Source organism: Lederbergia sp. NSJ-179, from assembly GCF_022867885.1.
Lineage (GTDB): Bacteria > Bacillota > Bacilli > Bacillales > Bacillaceae_C > Lederbergia.
This window is the reverse complement of the sequence record NZ_JALIFP010000042.1, coordinates 1-17842: the sequence shown is the minus strand read 5'-3', so window position 1 is coordinate 17842 and position 17842 is coordinate 1. Positions and strand designations below refer to the sequence as shown.

17 protein-coding genes and 3 pseudogenes are annotated in these 17842 nt (G+C 38.2%); 6 read left to right on the top strand and 14 right to left on the bottom strand.

Annotated features, from left to right (window positions below; all coding sequences use genetic code 11):
- Positions 1-213 precede the first annotated feature (213 nt).
- From MUB24_RS19925 to MUB24_RS23735, 4 genes and pseudogenes are all read right to left on the bottom strand, one after another.
- Positions 214-605: pseudogene (locus MUB24_RS19925) on the bottom strand (IS5/IS1182 family transposase); the annotation flags it as partial.
- Positions 606-660: 55 nt separating this feature from the next.
- The gene (locus MUB24_RS19920) at positions 661-858 is read right to left on the bottom strand and encodes a hypothetical protein (protein ID WP_244707238.1); all 198 of its coding nucleotides are present in this window, start codon (positions 856-858) and stop codon (positions 661-663) included.
- Between the two features lie 106 nt (positions 859-964).
- The gene (locus MUB24_RS23740) at positions 965-1084 is read right to left on the bottom strand and encodes a hypothetical protein (protein WP_396426790.1); all 120 of its coding nucleotides are present in this window, start codon (positions 1082-1084) and stop codon (positions 965-967) included.
- A 20-nt stretch (positions 1085-1104) separates the two neighbouring features.
- A complete protein-coding gene (locus MUB24_RS23735) occupies positions 1105-1344 on the bottom strand; it encodes a sigma factor (RefSeq protein ID WP_396426787.1) in 240 nt (79 codons plus the stop codon).
- Positions 1345-1573: 229 nt separating this feature from the next.
- Here MUB24_RS23735 and MUB24_RS19915 point away from each other — a divergent pair, with 229 nt between their 5' ends.
- Complete coding sequence (locus tag MUB24_RS19915) at positions 1574-2422, top strand: CPBP family intramembrane glutamic endopeptidase (protein WP_244707237.1); 849 nt, start codon at positions 1574-1576, stop codon at positions 2420-2422.
- Positions 2423-2618: 196 nt separating this feature from the next.
- On the opposite strand, the gene MUB24_RS19910 is transcribed toward MUB24_RS19915, so the two are convergent.
- Positions 2619-3113: a sigma-70 family RNA polymerase sigma factor gene (locus tag MUB24_RS19910; RefSeq protein WP_244707235.1), complete on the bottom strand. Its 495-nt coding sequence runs from the start codon at positions 3111-3113 to the stop codon at positions 2619-2621.
- A 595-nt stretch (positions 3114-3708) separates the two neighbouring features.
- On the opposite strand from MUB24_RS19910, the gene MUB24_RS19905 reads away from it, so the two are divergent.
- The 4 genes from MUB24_RS19905 to MUB24_RS19890 all read left to right on the top strand — a co-directional run bounded on the left by MUB24_RS19905 (position 3709) and on the right by MUB24_RS19890 (position 7477).
- Positions 3709-5145: a PQQ-dependent sugar dehydrogenase gene (locus tag MUB24_RS19905; protein WP_244707234.1), complete on the top strand. Its 1437-nt coding sequence runs from the start codon at positions 3709-3711 to the stop codon at positions 5143-5145.
- Between the two features lie 83 nt (positions 5146-5228).
- Complete coding sequence (locus MUB24_RS19900; protein WP_244707233.1) at positions 5229-5795, top strand: hypothetical protein; 567 nt, start codon at positions 5229-5231, stop codon at positions 5793-5795.
- A 527-nt stretch (positions 5796-6322) separates the two neighbouring features.
- Positions 6323-6955, top strand: coding sequence for a competence protein ComK (locus tag MUB24_RS19895; RefSeq protein ID WP_244707232.1), 633 nt, complete (start codon positions 6323-6325; stop codon positions 6953-6955).
- Positions 6956-7177: 222 nt separating this feature from the next.
- On the top strand, positions 7178-7477 hold the full coding sequence (locus MUB24_RS19890; protein WP_244707231.1) for a hypothetical protein: 300 nt from the start codon (positions 7178-7180) through the stop codon (positions 7475-7477).
- A 430-nt stretch (positions 7478-7907) separates the two neighbouring features.
- On the opposite strand, the gene MUB24_RS19885 is transcribed toward MUB24_RS19890, so the two are convergent.
- From MUB24_RS19885 to MUB24_RS19855, 9 genes and pseudogenes are all read right to left on the bottom strand, one after another.
- Positions 7908-8372, bottom strand: a complete 465-nt coding sequence (locus MUB24_RS19885) for a GNAT family N-acetyltransferase (RefSeq protein WP_244707229.1) — start codon at positions 8370-8372, stop codon at positions 7908-7910.
- 104 nt (positions 8373-8476) lie between these two features.
- Positions 8477-9220: an amidohydrolase family protein gene (locus MUB24_RS19880; RefSeq protein WP_244707227.1), complete on the bottom strand. Its 744-nt coding sequence runs from the start codon at positions 9218-9220 to the stop codon at positions 8477-8479.
- A 156-nt stretch (positions 9221-9376) separates the two neighbouring features.
- Complete coding sequence (locus MUB24_RS19875) at positions 9377-9535, bottom strand: ribbon-helix-helix domain-containing protein (protein WP_244707225.1); 159 nt, start codon at positions 9533-9535, stop codon at positions 9377-9379.
- A gap of 1074 nt (positions 9536-10609) precedes the next feature.
- A pseudogene (locus MUB24_RS19870) lies at positions 10610-11216 on the bottom strand (transposase); the annotation flags it as partial.
- A gap of 158 nt (positions 11217-11374) precedes the next feature.
- On the bottom strand, positions 11375-13108 hold the full coding sequence (locus MUB24_RS19865; protein WP_244707223.1) for a glycoside hydrolase family 88 protein: 1734 nt from the start codon (positions 13106-13108) through the stop codon (positions 11375-11377).
- Positions 13109-13318: 210 nt separating this feature from the next.
- Positions 13319-13486, bottom strand: coding sequence for an LPXTG cell wall anchor domain-containing protein (locus MUB24_RS23730; RefSeq protein ID WP_396426789.1), 168 nt, complete (start codon positions 13484-13486; stop codon positions 13319-13321).
- 5 nt (positions 13487-13491) lie between these two features.
- Positions 13492-14799: a hypothetical protein gene (locus MUB24_RS19860; RefSeq protein WP_244707220.1), complete on the bottom strand. Its 1308-nt coding sequence runs from the start codon at positions 14797-14799 to the stop codon at positions 13492-13494.
- Between the two features lie 52 nt (positions 14800-14851).
- Positions 14852-15820, bottom strand: a pseudogene (locus MUB24_RS23555) (adhesive domain-containing protein); the annotation flags it as partial.
- Positions 15821-16596: 776 nt separating this feature from the next.
- Complete coding sequence (locus tag MUB24_RS19855) at positions 16597-16758, bottom strand: sporulation histidine kinase inhibitor Sda (RefSeq protein WP_396426786.1); 162 nt, start codon at positions 16756-16758, stop codon at positions 16597-16599.
- Between the two features lie 696 nt (positions 16759-17454).
- Between MUB24_RS19855 and MUB24_RS19850 the strand changes: the two genes are divergently transcribed.
- On the top strand, positions 17455-17769 hold the full coding sequence (locus MUB24_RS19850) for a phosphoheptose isomerase family protein (RefSeq protein WP_244707218.1): 315 nt from the start codon (positions 17455-17457) through the stop codon (positions 17767-17769).
- Positions 17770-17842: the final 73 nt, after the last annotated feature.

Here is a 17842-nt window from a genome sequence, read left to right as displayed (position 1 = left end):
GCAATATTTATTTTATGTAGTAAAATTTCCTTTTTTGTCAGTAACCTAAATTATAAAAATTATCCATGAGAGTATCTTTACAAATGAATGAATTTCATAAAATTAGCCCTTGTAACCCAAGGAGTTTGAAACATGAAAAAGGAAGCACACTCCCAAATCTTGTATAATGGTAGTTAACGTTAGTTATCGAGTTAAAAGAATTCTTTGAGATACTACAGCGGTACGGCGTTTAAAAATGTTTTTCCGTGCTTGAGAACCCCGTACTGGCGCAATATATTTACGAAGATCTTGGGATATTTTTACCTTATAAATCTTTTGACAGATACCTTCGTTTGCTAAAGGACAGTCTCTACATTCCTTTGGGCTTTTATTTTTCGAAGTTTCATATCTAGGATCAAAGCTATCATAACGATAACTCGAAAACAGGTTGGCGCAAAGTACTTGTCATAACCAACAAGTTCTCCTTCATTTTGCTTGTTGTAAGTAATCACCGATTGGTGTCCCATTCAGTGTACTTGTTCGTAAATGGGGTCATAATCATATCTAGCATCCATTGTATGATAGCGTAAAGTTGATAATCCCAAGCGTTCATTGACGCCCTTTAACTCTATCGTGTGATAACATTGATTCATTTTGATAGCTGGTCTTCCACTCTCCTCATTAAAAACTCAGACGATCGCTGTAATCTTCTTCGTTTAAAAAGTATCTTTTCCACACATCTGGTAGTTTGATGGCTTGTTCCAACTCCCTAGCAAGACAAAGCGCAGAGCGGCTTTGTTGCAACCCTTTATTGGCTATTACTACTAATCCTATTCCCAGTTGGTCGGTAGGAATGGCTCTCGCCGTTGCATGGCACATATTACCCACCCTACTAGGATTTGTTACTGACACAATAGTTTTTTAGGACCAATGACATGATCACGCTGCTTTTGGAAATGAAAAAGGCCATCGACAAAACCCCCGTTCACACCTCCACCACCCCCCTCTCAATATTCTCCCGTATTTTCGCCAAGGTAACAGCTTTACGTTTTTTGATGGCCGAGAGGGAGAGGTTTTCTTTTTCGGCGATATCGCGGGTGGTCATACCTTTGTAGAAGGTGTCGATCACCCATTGTTTTTGTTTGTCGGAAAGTCCGACGCAGTAGTTTTGCAGGTGTTCTTGTTCCAGCCATTGTCCTCTTCTTCCACTGTATTTTCCCAGAATACGTCATCTGGATAGACATTTCTTTCCTCGATTTGTTTGTGTTTTGTGAGTTTTGTCATCATGCGCCCTTTTATGTAGGAGTAGGCATAGGAAGAGAATTCTCCCTTTTCATGATCAAATCGTTGATAAGCATCCCACAAGGCAATCAACCCTGTTTGGAAAAATTCATCTTGGTTTTTATAAATCGATAAGGATCCGCTAATACATCTTTAAATATTGTAAAAAAGTTCTGTATCACAGTATCTGTATCCTTTTCCATAAATTGACTAGATATTTATTTGATCGTGCTAACATTAACAAATTGAAACTATAGATTTGGTTGATGCGTAATATATATCAATACCACATTCAAAAAAAAGGAGCATTCAAATGGATTCGTCGAAATTTAGAATTAGTCGGTTACTTTTCTACTTTGTACTCGTATCATTATTTCTCTTTGTATCGGGGAATGTCGGACGATATTTGATAGAAACTCAAAGTATGGATCGACAAATAGGCATGCTTTTACAAGGAGTGATTTTTACCGGGTTAACGCTGTTTGTACTTTATATACTTAAAAGGAAAAATCCATACGTGTTTGAAAATATTGGCTTGAAGGGTGTAAATTCACTATCAAAGTTGATCGTCGGAATTGCGTTGCCTTTTATTTTACTCATATCAGGAATTTTAACAGCTTATTTATTTGGTGGCATTGAAAATGTTAGCTTGAACTTATCAACAAGTGTTATAATTTCCATTTTAATCAATGCAGTAACAGCATTTATGTATGAAGCATTTCCAGAAGAAGTCTTTATCCGTGGACTAATATTAGAAGAGTTGCATAAGAAATTTCGCTTTATCATCTCGTTGATTTTGCAACCGTTAATCTTCATTTGTGTGCCGATTACAGTGATGGCATTGGCGTCAATATTCTTTAATGAGCCATTTACAATAACTATAGATTATTTTATACTGCTCTTCACTTTTGGAATTGCTCTACAGCTATATAGAAAGTATACAGGATCACTATGGATGAGTATTATCTTCCATATTGTTTATCTTGAAGTGGCTAGATATATTTCCATGGGTGGCATATATGATCCAGATGTCGCTCTTTTAGAGTTTGATGAGACATTCGGGGGATTCATGACGCTATACTTGTCATTTCTGTTTATAGTGGTATTTAGTGTGGTCGTGTTGTCAGTTTTATTATTAATTGATAAAAGGAAAAATAAGTAGAAAATAATCATATGTTTCCAGTAATAAATTTACATTAAAGTTTAAAAATAAATTCCGATCTATATTAGTTCTCTCATTGTACTAAGGACTTCACCGCGAAATAAATCATACCGCCCTGCCCTATTAAAAGGCAAAATCCCCTTTCTATTGAAGCGGAGGGGATTTTGCCATGGTATCCTAAAGGATCAAAGAGTGTTCAAACCTCCACCACCCCCCTCTCAATATTCTCCCGTATTTTCGCCAATGTGACGGCTTTGCGTTTTTTAATGGCGGAGAGGGAGAGGTTTTCTTTTTCGGCGATATCGCGGGTGGTCATGCCTTTGTAGAAGGTGTCGATGACCCATTGCTTTTGCTTGTCGGACAGGCCGACGCAGTAGTTTTGCAGGTGTTCTTGTTCTAACCACTGTTCCTCTTCTTCCACTGTATTTTCCCAGAACACGTCATCTGGATAGACATTTCTTTCTTCGATTTGTTTGTGTTTTGTGAGTTTTGTCATCATCCGCCCTTTTATGTAGGAGTAGGCATAGGAAGAGAATTCTCCCTTTTCATGATCAAAGCGTTGATAAGCATCCCACAAGGCAATCAACCCCGTTTGGAAAAATTCATCCTGATTTTTATAAATCGATAAAGACTTCATCACATGGTAAATCATCGGTTGATAGTTCTCCACCATTTCGTCAAAACTTTCCATTGTCTTTTCCTTTGGAAAGCGCGCTTTCTGTGTATTCCCGGGTATCTCTACCTTAGGAAAAAGAGGTTTCCAAAGCGAATGGCTGTTTTGGCAAAAATAGGTGTGAGTTTTTGCCAATTTGTCGAAAAGCGAGCTCTTTTTTTGCCTTTTCATTAAGGGGAATTGTCATTTCTAACAAAGAATCATTTCCGGGCAAAATTTTTAAAAAGAAGCCGACGAAGCTCTATCTCCAAACCAAATAGAGCAGCTTGAGGAACCGGTCATCACCATCATTGCACGATACGTGCTACGTGACGGGGACAAGAAAAAGAAGAACTGCAACATGTCAAACATAGGCAGTGAAGGATGAATGGACGCATCATATAATCTATTTTGAGATTTCCAACAGGTTACAATCAGAAGAATCAGGTAACGCTTTGTACGCCTATCATTTGAAAATTGGTTTGTCAAAAATTTATTCATAAGATTTATCCAAGAGAACGTGATCTACTTGTGAAAAGCGGTAAAATCTTTCTGCAATTCCCCCATTTAATACTAAATGAACAATTCTTATCATATTCTAAAAGAAGACAATAAGAAGGGGGTGTACAGTTAGTTGAAAAAAGTTAAGGTTCGTTTACAGCCCATTGTAAGTAAGATAAATTTACCCACCGTTTTGAAAACAACTATACCCCCGGGTGACTCCATTGAAAGATTATTTATTGCAACCCAGGTGGGAGAGATCTTCTACATAGGAAGCGGAGATATAAGGACGTTTTTAGATATACGCTCGCGGATCATAAAACTAGGTACCTCTGAAGAAGGTGTTTCTGGTCGTGGATATGATGAACGGGGATTGGTAGGACTAGCATTTCATCCCCAATTTTATTATAACGGGCTGTTTTATCTTCATTATTCAGTAGCTGGAACAAAAGGTCCAGGTGCTCTTTCCGAACATTTTAAGCCAAACCCGTGTGATCCCCAAACTTTAAACCTAAAGTGGGTCAATAGAGAAACCCAATATGATCATATTGATACAGTTGAAGAATGGATTTTACAACCGAATGGTCACCCCCAAAAACGACGGACATTACTTAATTTAAGAAGACCATTTTTTAATCATAATGGTGTTAATAGCTTAAACTTTTCACCTGAAACCGGAAGACTTGTTTTAACAACCGGAGATGGTGGAGCAGGCTATGATCCATTTAATTTAAGTCAGGACGACATGGAAATCGCTGGTAAAATAATTGAAATGGATGTAAGTAAGAATACATTTATCTATAATCCACCTGTCGTCACACGTTTTAATGAACTTCCCGTACCTATTCAGGAAACACTTACGGTCATTGCCAAAGGGGTTCGCAATATACCAGGCATTTCATTTCAAAGGGTGAATAATCAATATATCAAATATGTGGGAAATGTAGGACAGGATATGGTAGAGTCGATTTTTTCATTCGTTTATTATCAACCAATCCCGGTTACGCAGCTTATTCAATCTTCTTTACTTAAATCTGAACCTGACCAAGAGGGATTTATTAACTTCGGCTGGCGCGGGTGGGAAGGTGCTTTACCTACTTCCATTATAAGGGGGTGCTCATCAAACCCGGCTTTGGATGAGCATACAATGGCTTATTATAATGAAACAATCAATACGTCTGTAAAGCGTCTTCAGCCTTTAACTAGTTATTATCACAAAGATCCCCGATCCGATAAATTCGGAGGAACTGCCCTTACAGGTGTGCAAGCCTATATGGGGAATGGAATCCCCGATTTAACAGGAAGCATTGTGTTTACCGATCTTGCCCGGCACGAAGAATCTCAATCCCCAGTTAGAGGGGTTTTAGCTTATACCAGGGTAAGAACAGATGGTAAACTAAATGATTTTAGTGTGATGAAAACCGATTATCATTTTGGTTCCGGGTCAGCTTATTATGTTAGTCTGGGAACGAATCTGGATCAAACCAGACTATTTTTAGGGGTTTATGGTTCTATGAAAGTGACTGATTTTAACCAAGGTACTGTTTTTGAAATTGTTCCAGATTCATAACGATCAAATTCTACTTAATACTATAGTCGCTGGGCGCTGGAGCTAGATCCGGCATTAGCCAAAAATTCTCGAAGGAGAAAGTTATGTATTGGTTTAGCATTTTATCACATGAATCATACAAGCTTCATCAATATTTAAAAACGTTTTCTTATTCTAAAAAGCTTGTACTAACCGCCCTGCTTTCGGCACTTGCAGCTATCCTACAGTCAACTGGAAATCTTCTGCCTGGTGTCGGGTATTTCATTAGTCCTTTTGCCACTGCTCCTATTTTGATTTGTACCATGGTTTCCATTTCCTTTGGGCTTCAAAGTTACGTTTTGACGATTCTTTTACTAATTCTAATCCAACCTAGTGAGTTTTTTGTTTTCCCGTTTACAACCGGGCTAATAGGTATAGGAATCGGGATAGCGCTTCACATATTACAAAGACGAATCGGTATCATCGTTTTCACGTCTTTATTATTATTAGGTGGCATTTGTTTCCTTTTATATATTGTCCAATTCCCCGTTTTAGGACCAATCGCCAGTAATTCCTTTTCAATAAAAATTATAGGGTTTATTTACATTTTTTCATTCATATATAGCTGGGGATGGGTTGAATTAAGCAGATTTATCTTTAAGAAATGGTATAAATTGATGGGGAAAAAATAGAACGAAGAATATCTGACTGACGGTAATTCGTATAAATAAAATATAAGATAAGCATCAATAATGGTTTCTATCATTCTTTTCAATGTTATATCCCTCCCTGTAGTGGGAGGGTTTTTTGATAAGGTAAGGGAAAGCATAAAAATTGCCTAATGCTAGGTCTAGCTCCAGCGCCTAGCCCCGAGAGGCTCGCAGGATGCGAGTCCATCGGCGTGGCGATTGTCGTCGCGCTTTTAGCCGTTCTTCCTATTTAAAGGCGCTTGAGCTTTTCTTAATATAACTTACCTAGAAAATGAACTTATTCATGTCAGCTAGCCAGCAGATCCTTTTTTGTTGCTTGTTTAATTAAAGGCCCGATAGTGGATAGCGACTATTAGTCCCAAATGTCATCTAATTTATCGAAAAAGAGGTAAAATTGGTGATCAAATTATTTGGAATCTTCTATTCTTTATAGGATAATAGACATAGGTATTTTTAAACACCTTTGTTTTTTACTAGAATAGAATATTGGACAGAAAGGGAGAGTGAACTTGATCAATCGATTTGGAGATAATCAAAATGGAGAGGTGCGTGAGGACTATATCATAAAGTCTTTCACAGCGGGTTTATTGCCATGGGTCGATCACTACGGATATTTGATTACACGAGTCGTCGAAGCAATTGATTGTTTTACAGTACTAAAAAGTCCATTACAAATTATGCAAGATAGCCTGCTTCATTATGGGCATGATTTAAACGGCGCTACGCAGGCAGCCAAACAGGCTTTAGGAAATATCGATATGCCCCCTGTGAAAGTCTACAATAATATCTATTGGTTTCCGATTTATTCGAAAGTAAAGGAACATAACATTTGGATTGCATCCAATCACGGAAACCTTTACAAAGCTAAAAATAGAACAGAAACGAACCTGTATATAGGAAAAAATCACATTATCACTTTAGAACTTTCGCAAAGAACCTATGAAGGCAAATTAAATAAAGCGAGAACGCTTGAAATCATACATAACCTACGTTTTCAAGAATTATATGAAGAAACACCTCACGAGACAAATGCTCAAATCGTCAGAGAGTATCAGCATCCTTACTATCATTATGTTCAGTTTGGAGAAAAAACAAATAACGAAAAACCAGTAAAACATAAAATCACCTTATTAAAGTACTAATGGTGTTTAAACAAAATGTATACGCTGTCAAAAATACCTTCTCCTATGAGTAGACATACTAGCCTCATCACAGGAGGAGGAATAAGGCTGCATTTGACTCATAAAAACAAATACAATCATTTTTTTCGTTTTTGCAACAGTCCAGTACGGCATGACACTTGGGTAGAATACAATTATGTGCCAGCGTTTTGTATCATGGAAATCGAAATCGGAGGGATAAAAATGCACCCATTACCAAAGGACGGAGGAACCTATTGGATTACACATAAGGGCTTACGCATTCAAATCTTGTACACGGTGTATGAGGACAATTTTGAGGCATTTGCGAGTTTCTATTATTGGGAAGAAGAAAGCATTGACCACTGGGGGCAACATCCTATCTTAAATAGGGCTGTAGCTGGCGCCATAGAAAACCTAATGAAAGAAATCAAGGAACGGGGACTAGATATTTGGACGACAACTCGCCCCTCCACAAAGCAGAAAGTTCAATTTTTGATGTTTCGGCCTGATGACCAAGAATGAAACGGAACGTCACGGAAATAGGGTATTTCTGTGACGTTCCGTTTAGGATGAAGAGACATTGCAGAACCAACGAATAAGTGATTGATATTATCTTCCAACTCTTTCTTATAGTGTGTGTTCAAAAAGGACCCGTCGGCTAAAGGCGCTGACGTCCTGTCAGCAACGCCGACACTAGCACATCCTGTGCGTCGAAAGTTCGAGGAGGCGCAGTTCCGAGCGGCAGAATCTATGCTTTTAAATACAAGGCTCTATTACAGTAACATCGGTATATCTTTACTCAAAAGTGCCTTGTACTTAGCAATCAAAAAATGCTTTATGAATGGAAAAAGCCCAAATATACAAGAAATGCATAAATTCTTGCGTATTTTGGGCCCTTTAATTTTTTTCGTTGTTGTGTTAGAGCTGCCCGTTAGTTCAATGACCTCTCCTTCTAAAGATGTAATTTTAACCCTTCATGCGATGCCTTAAAACCTAACTTTTCATAGAAGGAAAGTGCTTCGGGTCTCTTTTTATCTGTTGTTAGTTGAACCATATGACATCCACGCTCTTTGGCACGTTGAATTGCCCATCGAATTAACATAGACCCTACACCTTTTCCACGTTCTGAAGATGCAGTACGAACACCTTCAATTGTGGCTCTCCATCCTCCTTGATAAGTAATGTATGGAGTAAAGGTAATCTGTAGAACACCTACTATCTCTTCACCATAACAAGCCACAATCAATTCATTGTTTTGGTCAGAGTTAATAGATTGAAATGCTTTTATGTAACTTTCTGGCAAAGGTTGTTGATAAAGCTCTCTTTTGTTTCCCAAAACGTCATCTGAAAGCATATATACAATCCTGTCGAGGTCTTGCAGTGTTGCTTCTCTAAATGTAACTTGATTTGTATTCATTAACATGTCCTCCTCAATGTAACCATGATAAGTTTTTGTTCCATTAAATGGCCAGCCGAGATATTAAACAAAAGCCCCTGTTAGTCTATATGTGCACACTCAAATTAGTTAAAATACCATTTTACAGCGTTTGTATACAAGATTTTATCAGTAGCTTTTTCATCAAATAGATGCTGGATCAATTCAATATCTTTATATTCAAAAGGTCTTTTCGCTCTTGTTGATGGCAATTCTGTGCCAAACATAAGCGCATCAGGATTTGTTTCATATATGGATTTTAAAGTGTTTTCAACATTTAGTTCCACACGCCCAAAACCTGTTGCTTTTACGTGTATACCTTTATCAACTAATTTTAACAAATGCGTTAGTCCTTCTTCAGACAAACCTAAATGGTCAATTGAAATAGCAGGTAATTTTTCAATAGTCGATGCAATTTCAGGTAACTCTTTTGCATCAATATAAAGTTCACTATGCCACCCAGCCAAATCATAAACTCTTCTTGCAAAGTAATCGAGCTTTGCTAATTCTTCTGAACCACCTCGTTTTATATTAAAACGCAATGCTTTTACCCCTTTTTCATTTAAGTTTATAATTTCTTCATCCGTCACAGTAAAAGGTAATTGCGTTACACCACAAAATGTTGAACCCATTTGTTCAAGTGCGTTTAATAAATATTCTTGGTCAAATCCTTGGAAAGAACTAGATACAATTGCACCACCTAATACATTCAAATCATCAGTTTCATTCTGATAATCTTCTACAACATAGTTGGGTGGCAGATATCCTCGGTTCTCGATAATCGGAAAATTAAAATCGATAATATGAAAATGCGCATCAAAAATTCTCATTTCATTTCCCCGCTCCTTTTCTTTAACATATCAAATATGACTCATAAAGAAAATATGGATTATTTATACAAATTCATATGAATAATGATTCGAAATTACTAATGAACATACTGCCGAAACATACACCAACTAACCGCCAAATACATGCGTAAGTTCCTAATGACTTTTCTCATTTTTTTCTAACCCTCTTAATTCTCGGATAGCCTCACTACGATTTTGAATCCGGTTAGCAAATTGGAAATCCTTCACCTTTTCTAACAGTTCATTTGGAAAAGTGACTAATACCTGAGTATTTTTCTTTTTATCAATGTCCATCAAAATCTCCCCTTTTTATCAAGAATTATAGGTTATATAACTTATCGTTGACAATCTACACTTTAATCATATAACCATGGTAGGAGTATGAATGAATACTATCTACTTAAGAGCAAAAGGAACTACTTCTTGAATTAGAATCGGCGTGGGACAGTATGTAAGGCATTTTCCTTGAATATAGATACTTCAAAGGGATTGCAGACAGCCCAATGATTCATAGGGAGCTTGAGAAATATGGGATTTCGGTTGTGAAAGAAAATGCTGAATATACACCACCAGAACCTGTTGATTCCTCCATTCTAATTTAATAATAGACTCAACTTTCGCAGTGACAAAACATTGATTAACCCTTGATATAACTGAGTTTACTCAAAAAAGTTATCGAAAAAGCACAAAAAAAGCATCCCTTTTTGGTAAAATATAGTCACCACAACAATAACCAAAGAAAGGGATGCTTTATGGCTAATATTTTACCAAATTCTCAACCGAAAAACGAGGCTAATTCATATATTTCGCGCTTTTTCAAAGAACATAAATAACGATCAGATAACAATGTTTTCTACAAAGGAGGACAAAATCCTCTAAAAAAAATGATTAGTTTGATTTCACTCACGTGCGAAATGTGAGATGTAGGATTCATCCCTCACAATAAAGTTGTAACAAATTAATAAAAAGGGACATACACGACGAAGGTGATATGTCCCTTTTTATGTAACTATTTTCTACGACTATAATCGCAGTTAACCCATCGAACTGCTCGCTCGCTGATTCAATCATACTTCATCTTTGGATAGGTCCTGATCAGTCTTTAATCGGGATCATCGCCAGTCTAGTTTTTATCGCATTATTACTCATTCCAGGATCCCCAGCTTTTCTTGGAGGGAAAAATTTTGTTTACAGGTGTGCAACCATTAAACCTATGGCTTTGCATATAGAAGTCTATATGAATTAGATTATTTCACGGAGAGTTTTTATCATGGAAATCGGAGGGATACACGTGAAGAACCGGGAACATTTGCTTTTAAACAGAGTTCTCGTGCGGGGAATGGGGTTCCAGGGGAAGAATCCCCATTAATAGACCGATTCATCTTCATATAAATCATACAAAGTGGGTACCGCAAAACTATTATCCCTACCAAGAATGGGATGGTCTCTGGAAATTTCTCGTTATAGTACTCGATAAGAGGTCTTACGAAGTCCACAACACTATTGGAAGTATAGACATTTCTCGGTCGCAGTTGGGCTTTCAGAAAATCACCACATATCAGCATGTGTAAGTCCAAATCAAAGATGAGTACCTTTCATTCTCTGAATTGATGCACCTTTGTCTAGCAGCTCTTAATTATCTTGATTTAATTGCACAATGGATTCGGGATCAAATCGGGTAATACAATGAAATAAACAAGGTTGAGAAGCTAACGCTTCTGTCCAATAATTCGTGTAAAAACCAAGGTCGCTCGTTAAATGATCAGCGACATCGTCTTTGGAATACCCGGCAATGATTTGGTAAATCTTATGACAAAGTAAATTTACGTTCGAACAGAAATAGTAAAGTCGTTCGTCTTTTAGATTTAGATATTGGGTTAATGTCCCTGAGAACCCTAGTTTTTATTTTTTCTGAAATGTGTTTCGCCCGTATCAGAGGACAGGGAAGAAAACCTCCATTATTTGACAGTTTCATTTGCCGATTGAAATTACGCTAAGATAGCCATTATAAGAATCCTTTCTGTGATTATTTTGTGGTGATTTAACTTTAACAGAAATGGATTCCTTTTTTGATGCATGGCAATTCATCCAGACTACTTAATAAATAAGCATTACTAGGACATCAATGAATTTCTATGAATAATTCAAGCTATCGGCTGATAATGGATTCCTCATTTTCGGAATGCGATAATGTAAATATTGGCAGTATCCCGATAAATAATGTTCCACATCGTCAATTCTCACACGAAATGAGTGGTGTCGAATAAAAAAAGTACCTACTATTAAACTGGGGTTTTTAGTATACATTGCTAATTCAGGATAGAAAAATCCAACCCGCTGATATTCAGCACGTTTATCAATCGTTTTCTCTAAAAACGTTTCGTCTACATGTTTCAAAAGGTACTTTCTGTTCCGTTTTTTAATTTGATCGATCATTTTATAAGCAGCCATCGTTAATTCTAAGAATGTCGGATAGGTTGTTTCACGATGATAAATAAAAGAGAGTCGACCATCGCAATTTTTCAAACCAAAAATAAAGTATTGATCTTCTGGTGCATACAAGATTAATTCATTGGTAGCATAACTTAACCAGTGGTCATGATGCTTCCAATAATCATGAGCTATGAAATAATCAAATGTATGTTTAACCTCGTTTAACCAAAGATCATTCTTATCCACTTTATATAAACGCAATAACGACAAGATCGCTTCCCCTTCATAATAAATGATTCGATGAATATCTTTGATTTCAAATGTTGGATAGCTTAATACATGAATAAATCCACCACTTGGTGTTTTCATCTTTAAGATACCTCTAGCTAGCGCTTGAGCAATGTCCAAATATTTATGTGAATTTGTTACCTCCATATACTTTGTCATGGCTAGAATAGCTGTTGCATTAGAGCCTAATTTAATTTCTTGATGATTGGCATAATCTACCACATAAGCAATTTTCTCCGCATGATGCTCTTGATAGACAATCGCCTCGCGAATTAAATAATCCATCCCTTTTTCAACCGCATGAATAATTTGTTCGTCTTTTAAAACCTCATACCCTTCTAACATTGAGTACAGGGAACTTGAATGTCGTAATATATTATAGGTCCCAATTCGTTTACCGAAGGCAGCAAAATAACCATAATGAAATTGTCCTGATTCTTGAACCTGATTAACTAAAAAATAGGTTGCTCCTTTTATCAGTTCCTTTGTTTCTTCCTTCATATGTTTAATTTTTCTAATACCATTTGTCAGTTCTCCATTATATAATTCTAAAAGCTGAGGGTTTTCCAACTCTTTAAAAACACTCATCGTATTAAATGTATAGACGGGCTGATGATAATATCGCTTTTTGGTAAAAACAGAGCGATTTTTAAAATTTCTTTTTAAATACTGGTTAATATTCATTTCATCTAACTGAAGTGGCTCATCTTTTTTATTTTTTATCATAGCATTCCCATGTATTTCTTGTTCCAAAAATGCTAGATGAAAATCCGCATCAAAAGCAATTCCTGATCGAAAGTAATTTTTCCTCGTTTTAGATATTTTTAGTTCTAATTCTTCAAGGGAAAGCGTTTCTATTTTATTCACAACATCCATTTTTATCCAACGGGGATCTATATTGACTTTTTGCACAAGCTGAATCGCCTTTTGACGAAGCTGAGAAACTCCCTTTGAAAAGTCGTTTGTTACTACTTTCAAAACACGAGCGCGAATATTAGGATTACCAACGGAAAGAAATATGATATATCGAGACTTATTATTAATATCGATCTTAGCAATTTTCCCATCTTTGATCTTTTCGATAAAGTACCCTTCAAGATCACTCATAGCCTGATTTACGTAACTCAATGGAGTTATTGTTTTCAAAATAATTCCCTCCTACAAAATAATAGAGAATGAAATTTATAAATGTGAATGTTGTTGCTACCTACCATCTATCTACTTTTCGTCTACTCCCCATTTCTCCTCTTTCTCTATTAACCTATTGACATCTTTGCGTGATAATTTCATATGAAGAAATCAGTCTATATTTCAATAGAAATATAGACTGATCAGCATTATTATTTCACTAAAATATTACTTTGCTTGATTACGCTTTTTACGTGTAAACAATCCTAGTAGACCAGCCACTACTACTGCAAACCCACCTAAAAGGCCATTTAATGTATTCGTGGCGGTATTCGGTAGCTTATATCCATCACCACTGTTTCCGTAGTAATTTCCGCTACCGCTACCACTACCAATTCCACCTACATTATTTCCACCTGTGCTGTTTCCACCTTGGCCATTAGTAGTGCCTCCTCCATTGTTAGAGGAATTCCCATTTCCATTCCCGTCGCCGTCTCCGTCACCATCTCCGTCACCGTCTCCGTCGCCGTCTCCGACTCCATCACCGTCACCGTCTCCATCGGCATCGGCATCAGCATCAGCATCAGCATCAGCGTCAGCATCAGCATCGGCGTCAGCATCAGCGTCGGCATCAGCATCAGCATCGGCATCAGCGTCAGCATCGGCATCAGCGTCGGCATCAGCATCAGCGTCGGCGTCAGCATCAGCGTCGGCATCAGCATCGGCATCGGCATCAGCGTCGGCGTCGGCGTCAGCATCAGCGTCGGCATCGGCATCAGCATCAGCGTCGGCATCAGCATCGGCATCAGCATCGGCATCGGCATCAGCATCGGCATCAGCGTCAGCATCAGCATCAGCGTCAGCATCAGCATCAGCATCGGCGTCGGCATCGGCATCAGCATCGGCATCAGCGTCGGCGTCGGCATCAGCGTCAGCATCGGCATCAGCATCAGCATCAGCGTCAGCATCAGCGTCAGCATCGGCATCAGCATCAGCGTCGGCATCAGCGTCAGCATCGGCATCAGCATCAGCGTCGGCATCAGCATCGGCATCAGCATCGGCATCAGCATCGGCATCAGCATCAGCGTCAGCGTCGGCATCAGCGTCAGCATCGGCATCAGCATCGGCGTCAGCATCAGCGTCAGCATCGGCATCAGCATCAGCGTCAGCATCGGCGTCAGCATCGGCGTCGGCATCGGCATCGGCATCAGCATCAGCATCGGCATCGGCATCAGCGTCGGCGTCGGCATCAGCGTCAGCATCGGCATCAGCGTCAGCATCAGCATCAGCATCGGCATCAGCATCAGCGTCGGCATCAGCGTCAGCATCGGCATCAGCATCAGCGTCAGCATCGGCGTCGGCATCGGCGTCAGCATCGGCATCAGCGTCGGCATCAGCGTCAGCATCGGCATCAGCATCGGCATCAGCGTCAGCATCGGCATCAGCGTCGGCATCAGCATCGGCATCAGCGTCAGCATCGGCATCAGCGTCGGCATCAGCGTCGGCGTCAGCATCGGCGTCAGCATCGGCATCAGCATCAGCGTCAGCATCGGCGTCAGCATCAGCATCAGCGTCGGCGTCAGCATCGGCATCAGCGTCGGCATCAGCGTCAGCATCGGCATCAGCATCAGCGTCAGCGTCAGCGTCGGCATCAGCATCGGCATCAGCGTCAGCGTCGGCATCAGTATCATCAGCTTCGTCAAATACAATCGTAGTTTGATCCGTCAAACTAGATAATAATTCTGCATCTATAGCTGCGGTACTAACACCTGCACCATATACAGGAACTTCACCTTGAACTCCAGCTGGATTATCTACTGATAAGTTTAAGTTAACAGAAGTTTGGCCAATAAGCTGTACACTTGCAAGGTCAGTCGCCAAATCAATGGTACCATTTGCTAACTGATCAATGACTCCAGTTACTTCTGTTGCAACACCCGTTAAAGCGCTTAACACTTCGTTAATAGCGTTATTTAATCCACCAATAATTAAACCAACCCCAGGGATATTTTCAGCTCCTGGTAAAATTTTAATTTCAACATCATTTATCGCATCGATAACATCTTCAAGAAGTTGTATAACAACATCATTCACCGCTGTTTCTAAATGTTGTCCAATACCATCAGAGAAGTTAACAACCACACTTCCGTCCGGATTTACAACAACATCTACTTGATCATTATATTGAAGTACATCAGCCAGCGCTTGATCAATATTATTTAATGCAGCTAAAGCAGATTCTAGCTCAGCTATTCCATTAATAGTAAGAAGACTATCCGGAATAATACTACTTTGCAATCGATCTACTACATCTAGTACTTCTTCAACGGTACTCGTTAATGTATTTGTTAATGTACCGATTGTAGAACCTAGTGCTGGTAGGTCATCCATAGTCAATGGAAGAATTTCCACACTGACATCTGCTTGTCCATTTGCATGCAATTTTCCGGCTAGTTCTGGGATATTGAAGACAACTACTCTTTCCGGACTAATTAATTCCGCATCCGCAAGACCTGTACCTGTCAGGCCGAGAGCTAGATTATAATTTTCTCCTGGTACAGGCTCCGTCAATGTTGCAGTAACATCAACATTCGTTAATAGTTGCACTTGTGTCAATGATGCAGCTTCAACCGCATTTATCGACAAACCAGGAATATGCAAAACATTCGATGTTGCAAATGGTGCAGTGACAAGAATAAAAGAAGTAGCAACAGCAGCAGTTCTTTTCATATATGCTTTTCTTTTTGCCTGCATTCTTTTCTTATAGTCAAATCTTTTTTTATTCATTTAATTCTTCCCTTCTGTCCATAATGTGCCAAGAGCCATGAAAAAACGGAGACTAATAGTTTGCTATACTATGTATGATTTAATGTACCGCCTCCCTCTCTAAGTCATTTGAATGACAACGCTAACATTACAACACAAGTAAAACTTGACATTTTTTAAAAAAATGTCGTAATTTGGTAAACATTGCCATCTATTGTAATATTTACATATAAGGAATAGTTTGTCAATTGAATTAATTTCAATAATCCTATATTTTTAAAGAAACGCAGAATTGCAGAATTTAAGAATATTGAATACAAATTTCATTACTTCGGTTCGCATCAATTTAATTTTTTATAGTGAATTTAAAATTAATGGAGAAGGAAGTTTAATTTTTGATTTAGAAAAACAAGATACAGAAATAGCATCCAATCATAAGGTTAATAATAGGATTTCTACTGATATGGTGTGTTGTTGTCAAAAACAATAAGCTTAATGGACACTTTGAACTTCCAATAAGAGCTGTTAATATTGAAGATCCAATAAATGAGAGAATAGAAATACGATATTTTCTTAGGAAGCTTAATGAGAAGGAAAAGAGCATATAGTACAGTCAAATAAAGCGCTAGAAGGATATTTTGATGTTTTGACAACTCATCAGTATGGTGTAAAGAACGTAAGATGCCGAAGAAATTCTAAATGGTCTTTTGATATATGTAAATTTGAAGGGTAGCTTTTTGCTACCCATTTTGTTTTTTCTGTGTTTCATCTAGATGTATGGAAATAGAACGACGTTTAAGTTCGACTTCTAGTAGTTGAATAAAATTAGGGTCAAGTTCTAACTCTTTCGCCTTAATGTAGGCTTCAATTAAGCCACTATCTGATAAACATTTCATTCCCATTGAATTGTTTTTATGCTCCTTTCTCTAAATTCACAAACGTGTAATAGTTTAATCGAGTCAGCGTTTTCAATGCAAGATTAAAGAAGCGACATTGAGAAAATATTTTTTGTGGCTGGATGAAACTGGGATAAGCAAGGAGGATTGAACAGGATAAAGAAAGAATTAGAAATGAGCCTGGTCATTTTAAAATTTGGATCTGTCTGGCTTTGTCATTGATAATCTCTTTTATGTCAGGCAGTAGGTTTCGGAGTCTTTCCTCCACCTTTTTCTACCTCTAGCATGAAAAGCACCCCCCAAGAGATTAAGGAGCGTGGGCCTGCCCCCTTGCAAAAGGGCGAACCAGTCATGAATTGTTTCGATTGGCTCAAGCCTAGCAGGTCCCCCTCCATATAAAGCCACGCCTCTTCATTTTGAGGATAACACCCAAGGGCTTTTTTTCAGATTATTACAATATCAGGTTCACTCTGTCTAATCCTCCACGAACTTTTTCTCCATACTTTAGTTCCTCGTTTTTTAAAATTTCACTTTTTATCATGATCAAAATCCACCAATATCTGGATGTATATATGCCGAAAAGTACTGATTTCCAATAAAGTATTCAAAATATAAAAATAGTATTGACATATCCGAATTGCGTGATGTAATATGATAATCGATATAACGTTATATGACGTTATAAAAAATGGAGGTGTCTAAATGAAGCGAGAGAATGGTGTATTGGTTCAAGAAGAAATCAAAGGAGTGAAGAAAATGAGAGGTGAACACGAGGAACAAATTAAACGAGTTTTAGATGCTGTTAAGTCAAGGAACATAGAAAATGTATTTTTTGTCGCTTGTGGCGGTTCCATGGCAGCGCTCTCATTCGGGGATTATTTCTTTACTAAAGAAACGGAATTGCCAAGCTTTGTTTATACATCAAACGAATTCATTCATCGAAATCCAAAATCCTTGGGAGAGAATAGCTTAATCACAGACCACCCGTTCAACGGGTGGTTTGACTCAGCCCTGTAAGGGCATGTTACTGGCAACGCCTTAAAGGCGTAGTTTCGCAAGCCGGTCATTGTCCTTAATTGTTAATTTTATC

What these genes read in the sequence shown, in the direction of transcription:
- MUB24_RS19920 (WP_244707238.1), bottom strand. Translation starts at nt 858, where the DNA reads ATGTGCCATGCAACGGCGAGAGCCATTCCTACCGACCAACTGGGAATA.
- MUB24_RS23740 (WP_396426790.1), bottom strand. Translation starts at nt 1,084, where the DNA reads ATGACCACCCGCGATATCGCCGAAAAAGAAAACCTCTCCCTCTCGGCC.
- MUB24_RS19880 (WP_244707227.1), bottom strand. Translation starts at nt 9,220, where the DNA reads ATGAGAATTTTTGATGCGCATTTTCATATTATCGATTTTAATTTTCCG.
- MUB24_RS19915 (WP_244707237.1), top strand. Translation starts at nt 1,574, where the DNA reads ATGGATTCGTCGAAATTTAGAATTAGTCGGTTACTTTTCTACTTTGTA.
- MUB24_RS19890 (WP_244707231.1), top strand. Translation starts at nt 7,178, where the DNA reads ATGCACCCATTACCAAAGGACGGAGGAACCTATTGGATTACACATAAG.
- MUB24_RS19910 (WP_244707235.1), bottom strand. Translation starts at nt 3,113, where the DNA reads ATGGAAAGTTTTGACGAAATGGTGGAGAACTATCAACCGATGATTTAC.
- MUB24_RS19900 (WP_244707233.1), top strand. Translation starts at nt 5,229, where the DNA reads ATGTATTGGTTTAGCATTTTATCACATGAATCATACAAGCTTCATCAA.
- MUB24_RS19875 (WP_244707225.1), bottom strand. Translation starts at nt 9,535, where the DNA reads ATGGACATTGATAAAAAGAAAAATACTCAGGTATTAGTCACTTTTCCA.
- MUB24_RS19885 (WP_244707229.1), bottom strand. Translation starts at nt 8,372, where the DNA reads ATGAATACAAATCAAGTTACATTTAGAGAAGCAACACTGCAAGACCTC.
- MUB24_RS19855 (WP_396426786.1), bottom strand. Translation starts at nt 16,758, where the DNA reads ATGGGAATGAAATGTTTATCAGATAGTGGCTTAATTGAAGCCTACATT.
- MUB24_RS19850 (WP_244707218.1), top strand. Translation starts at nt 17,455, where the DNA reads ATGAAGCGAGAGAATGGTGTATTGGTTCAAGAAGAAATCAAAGGAGTG.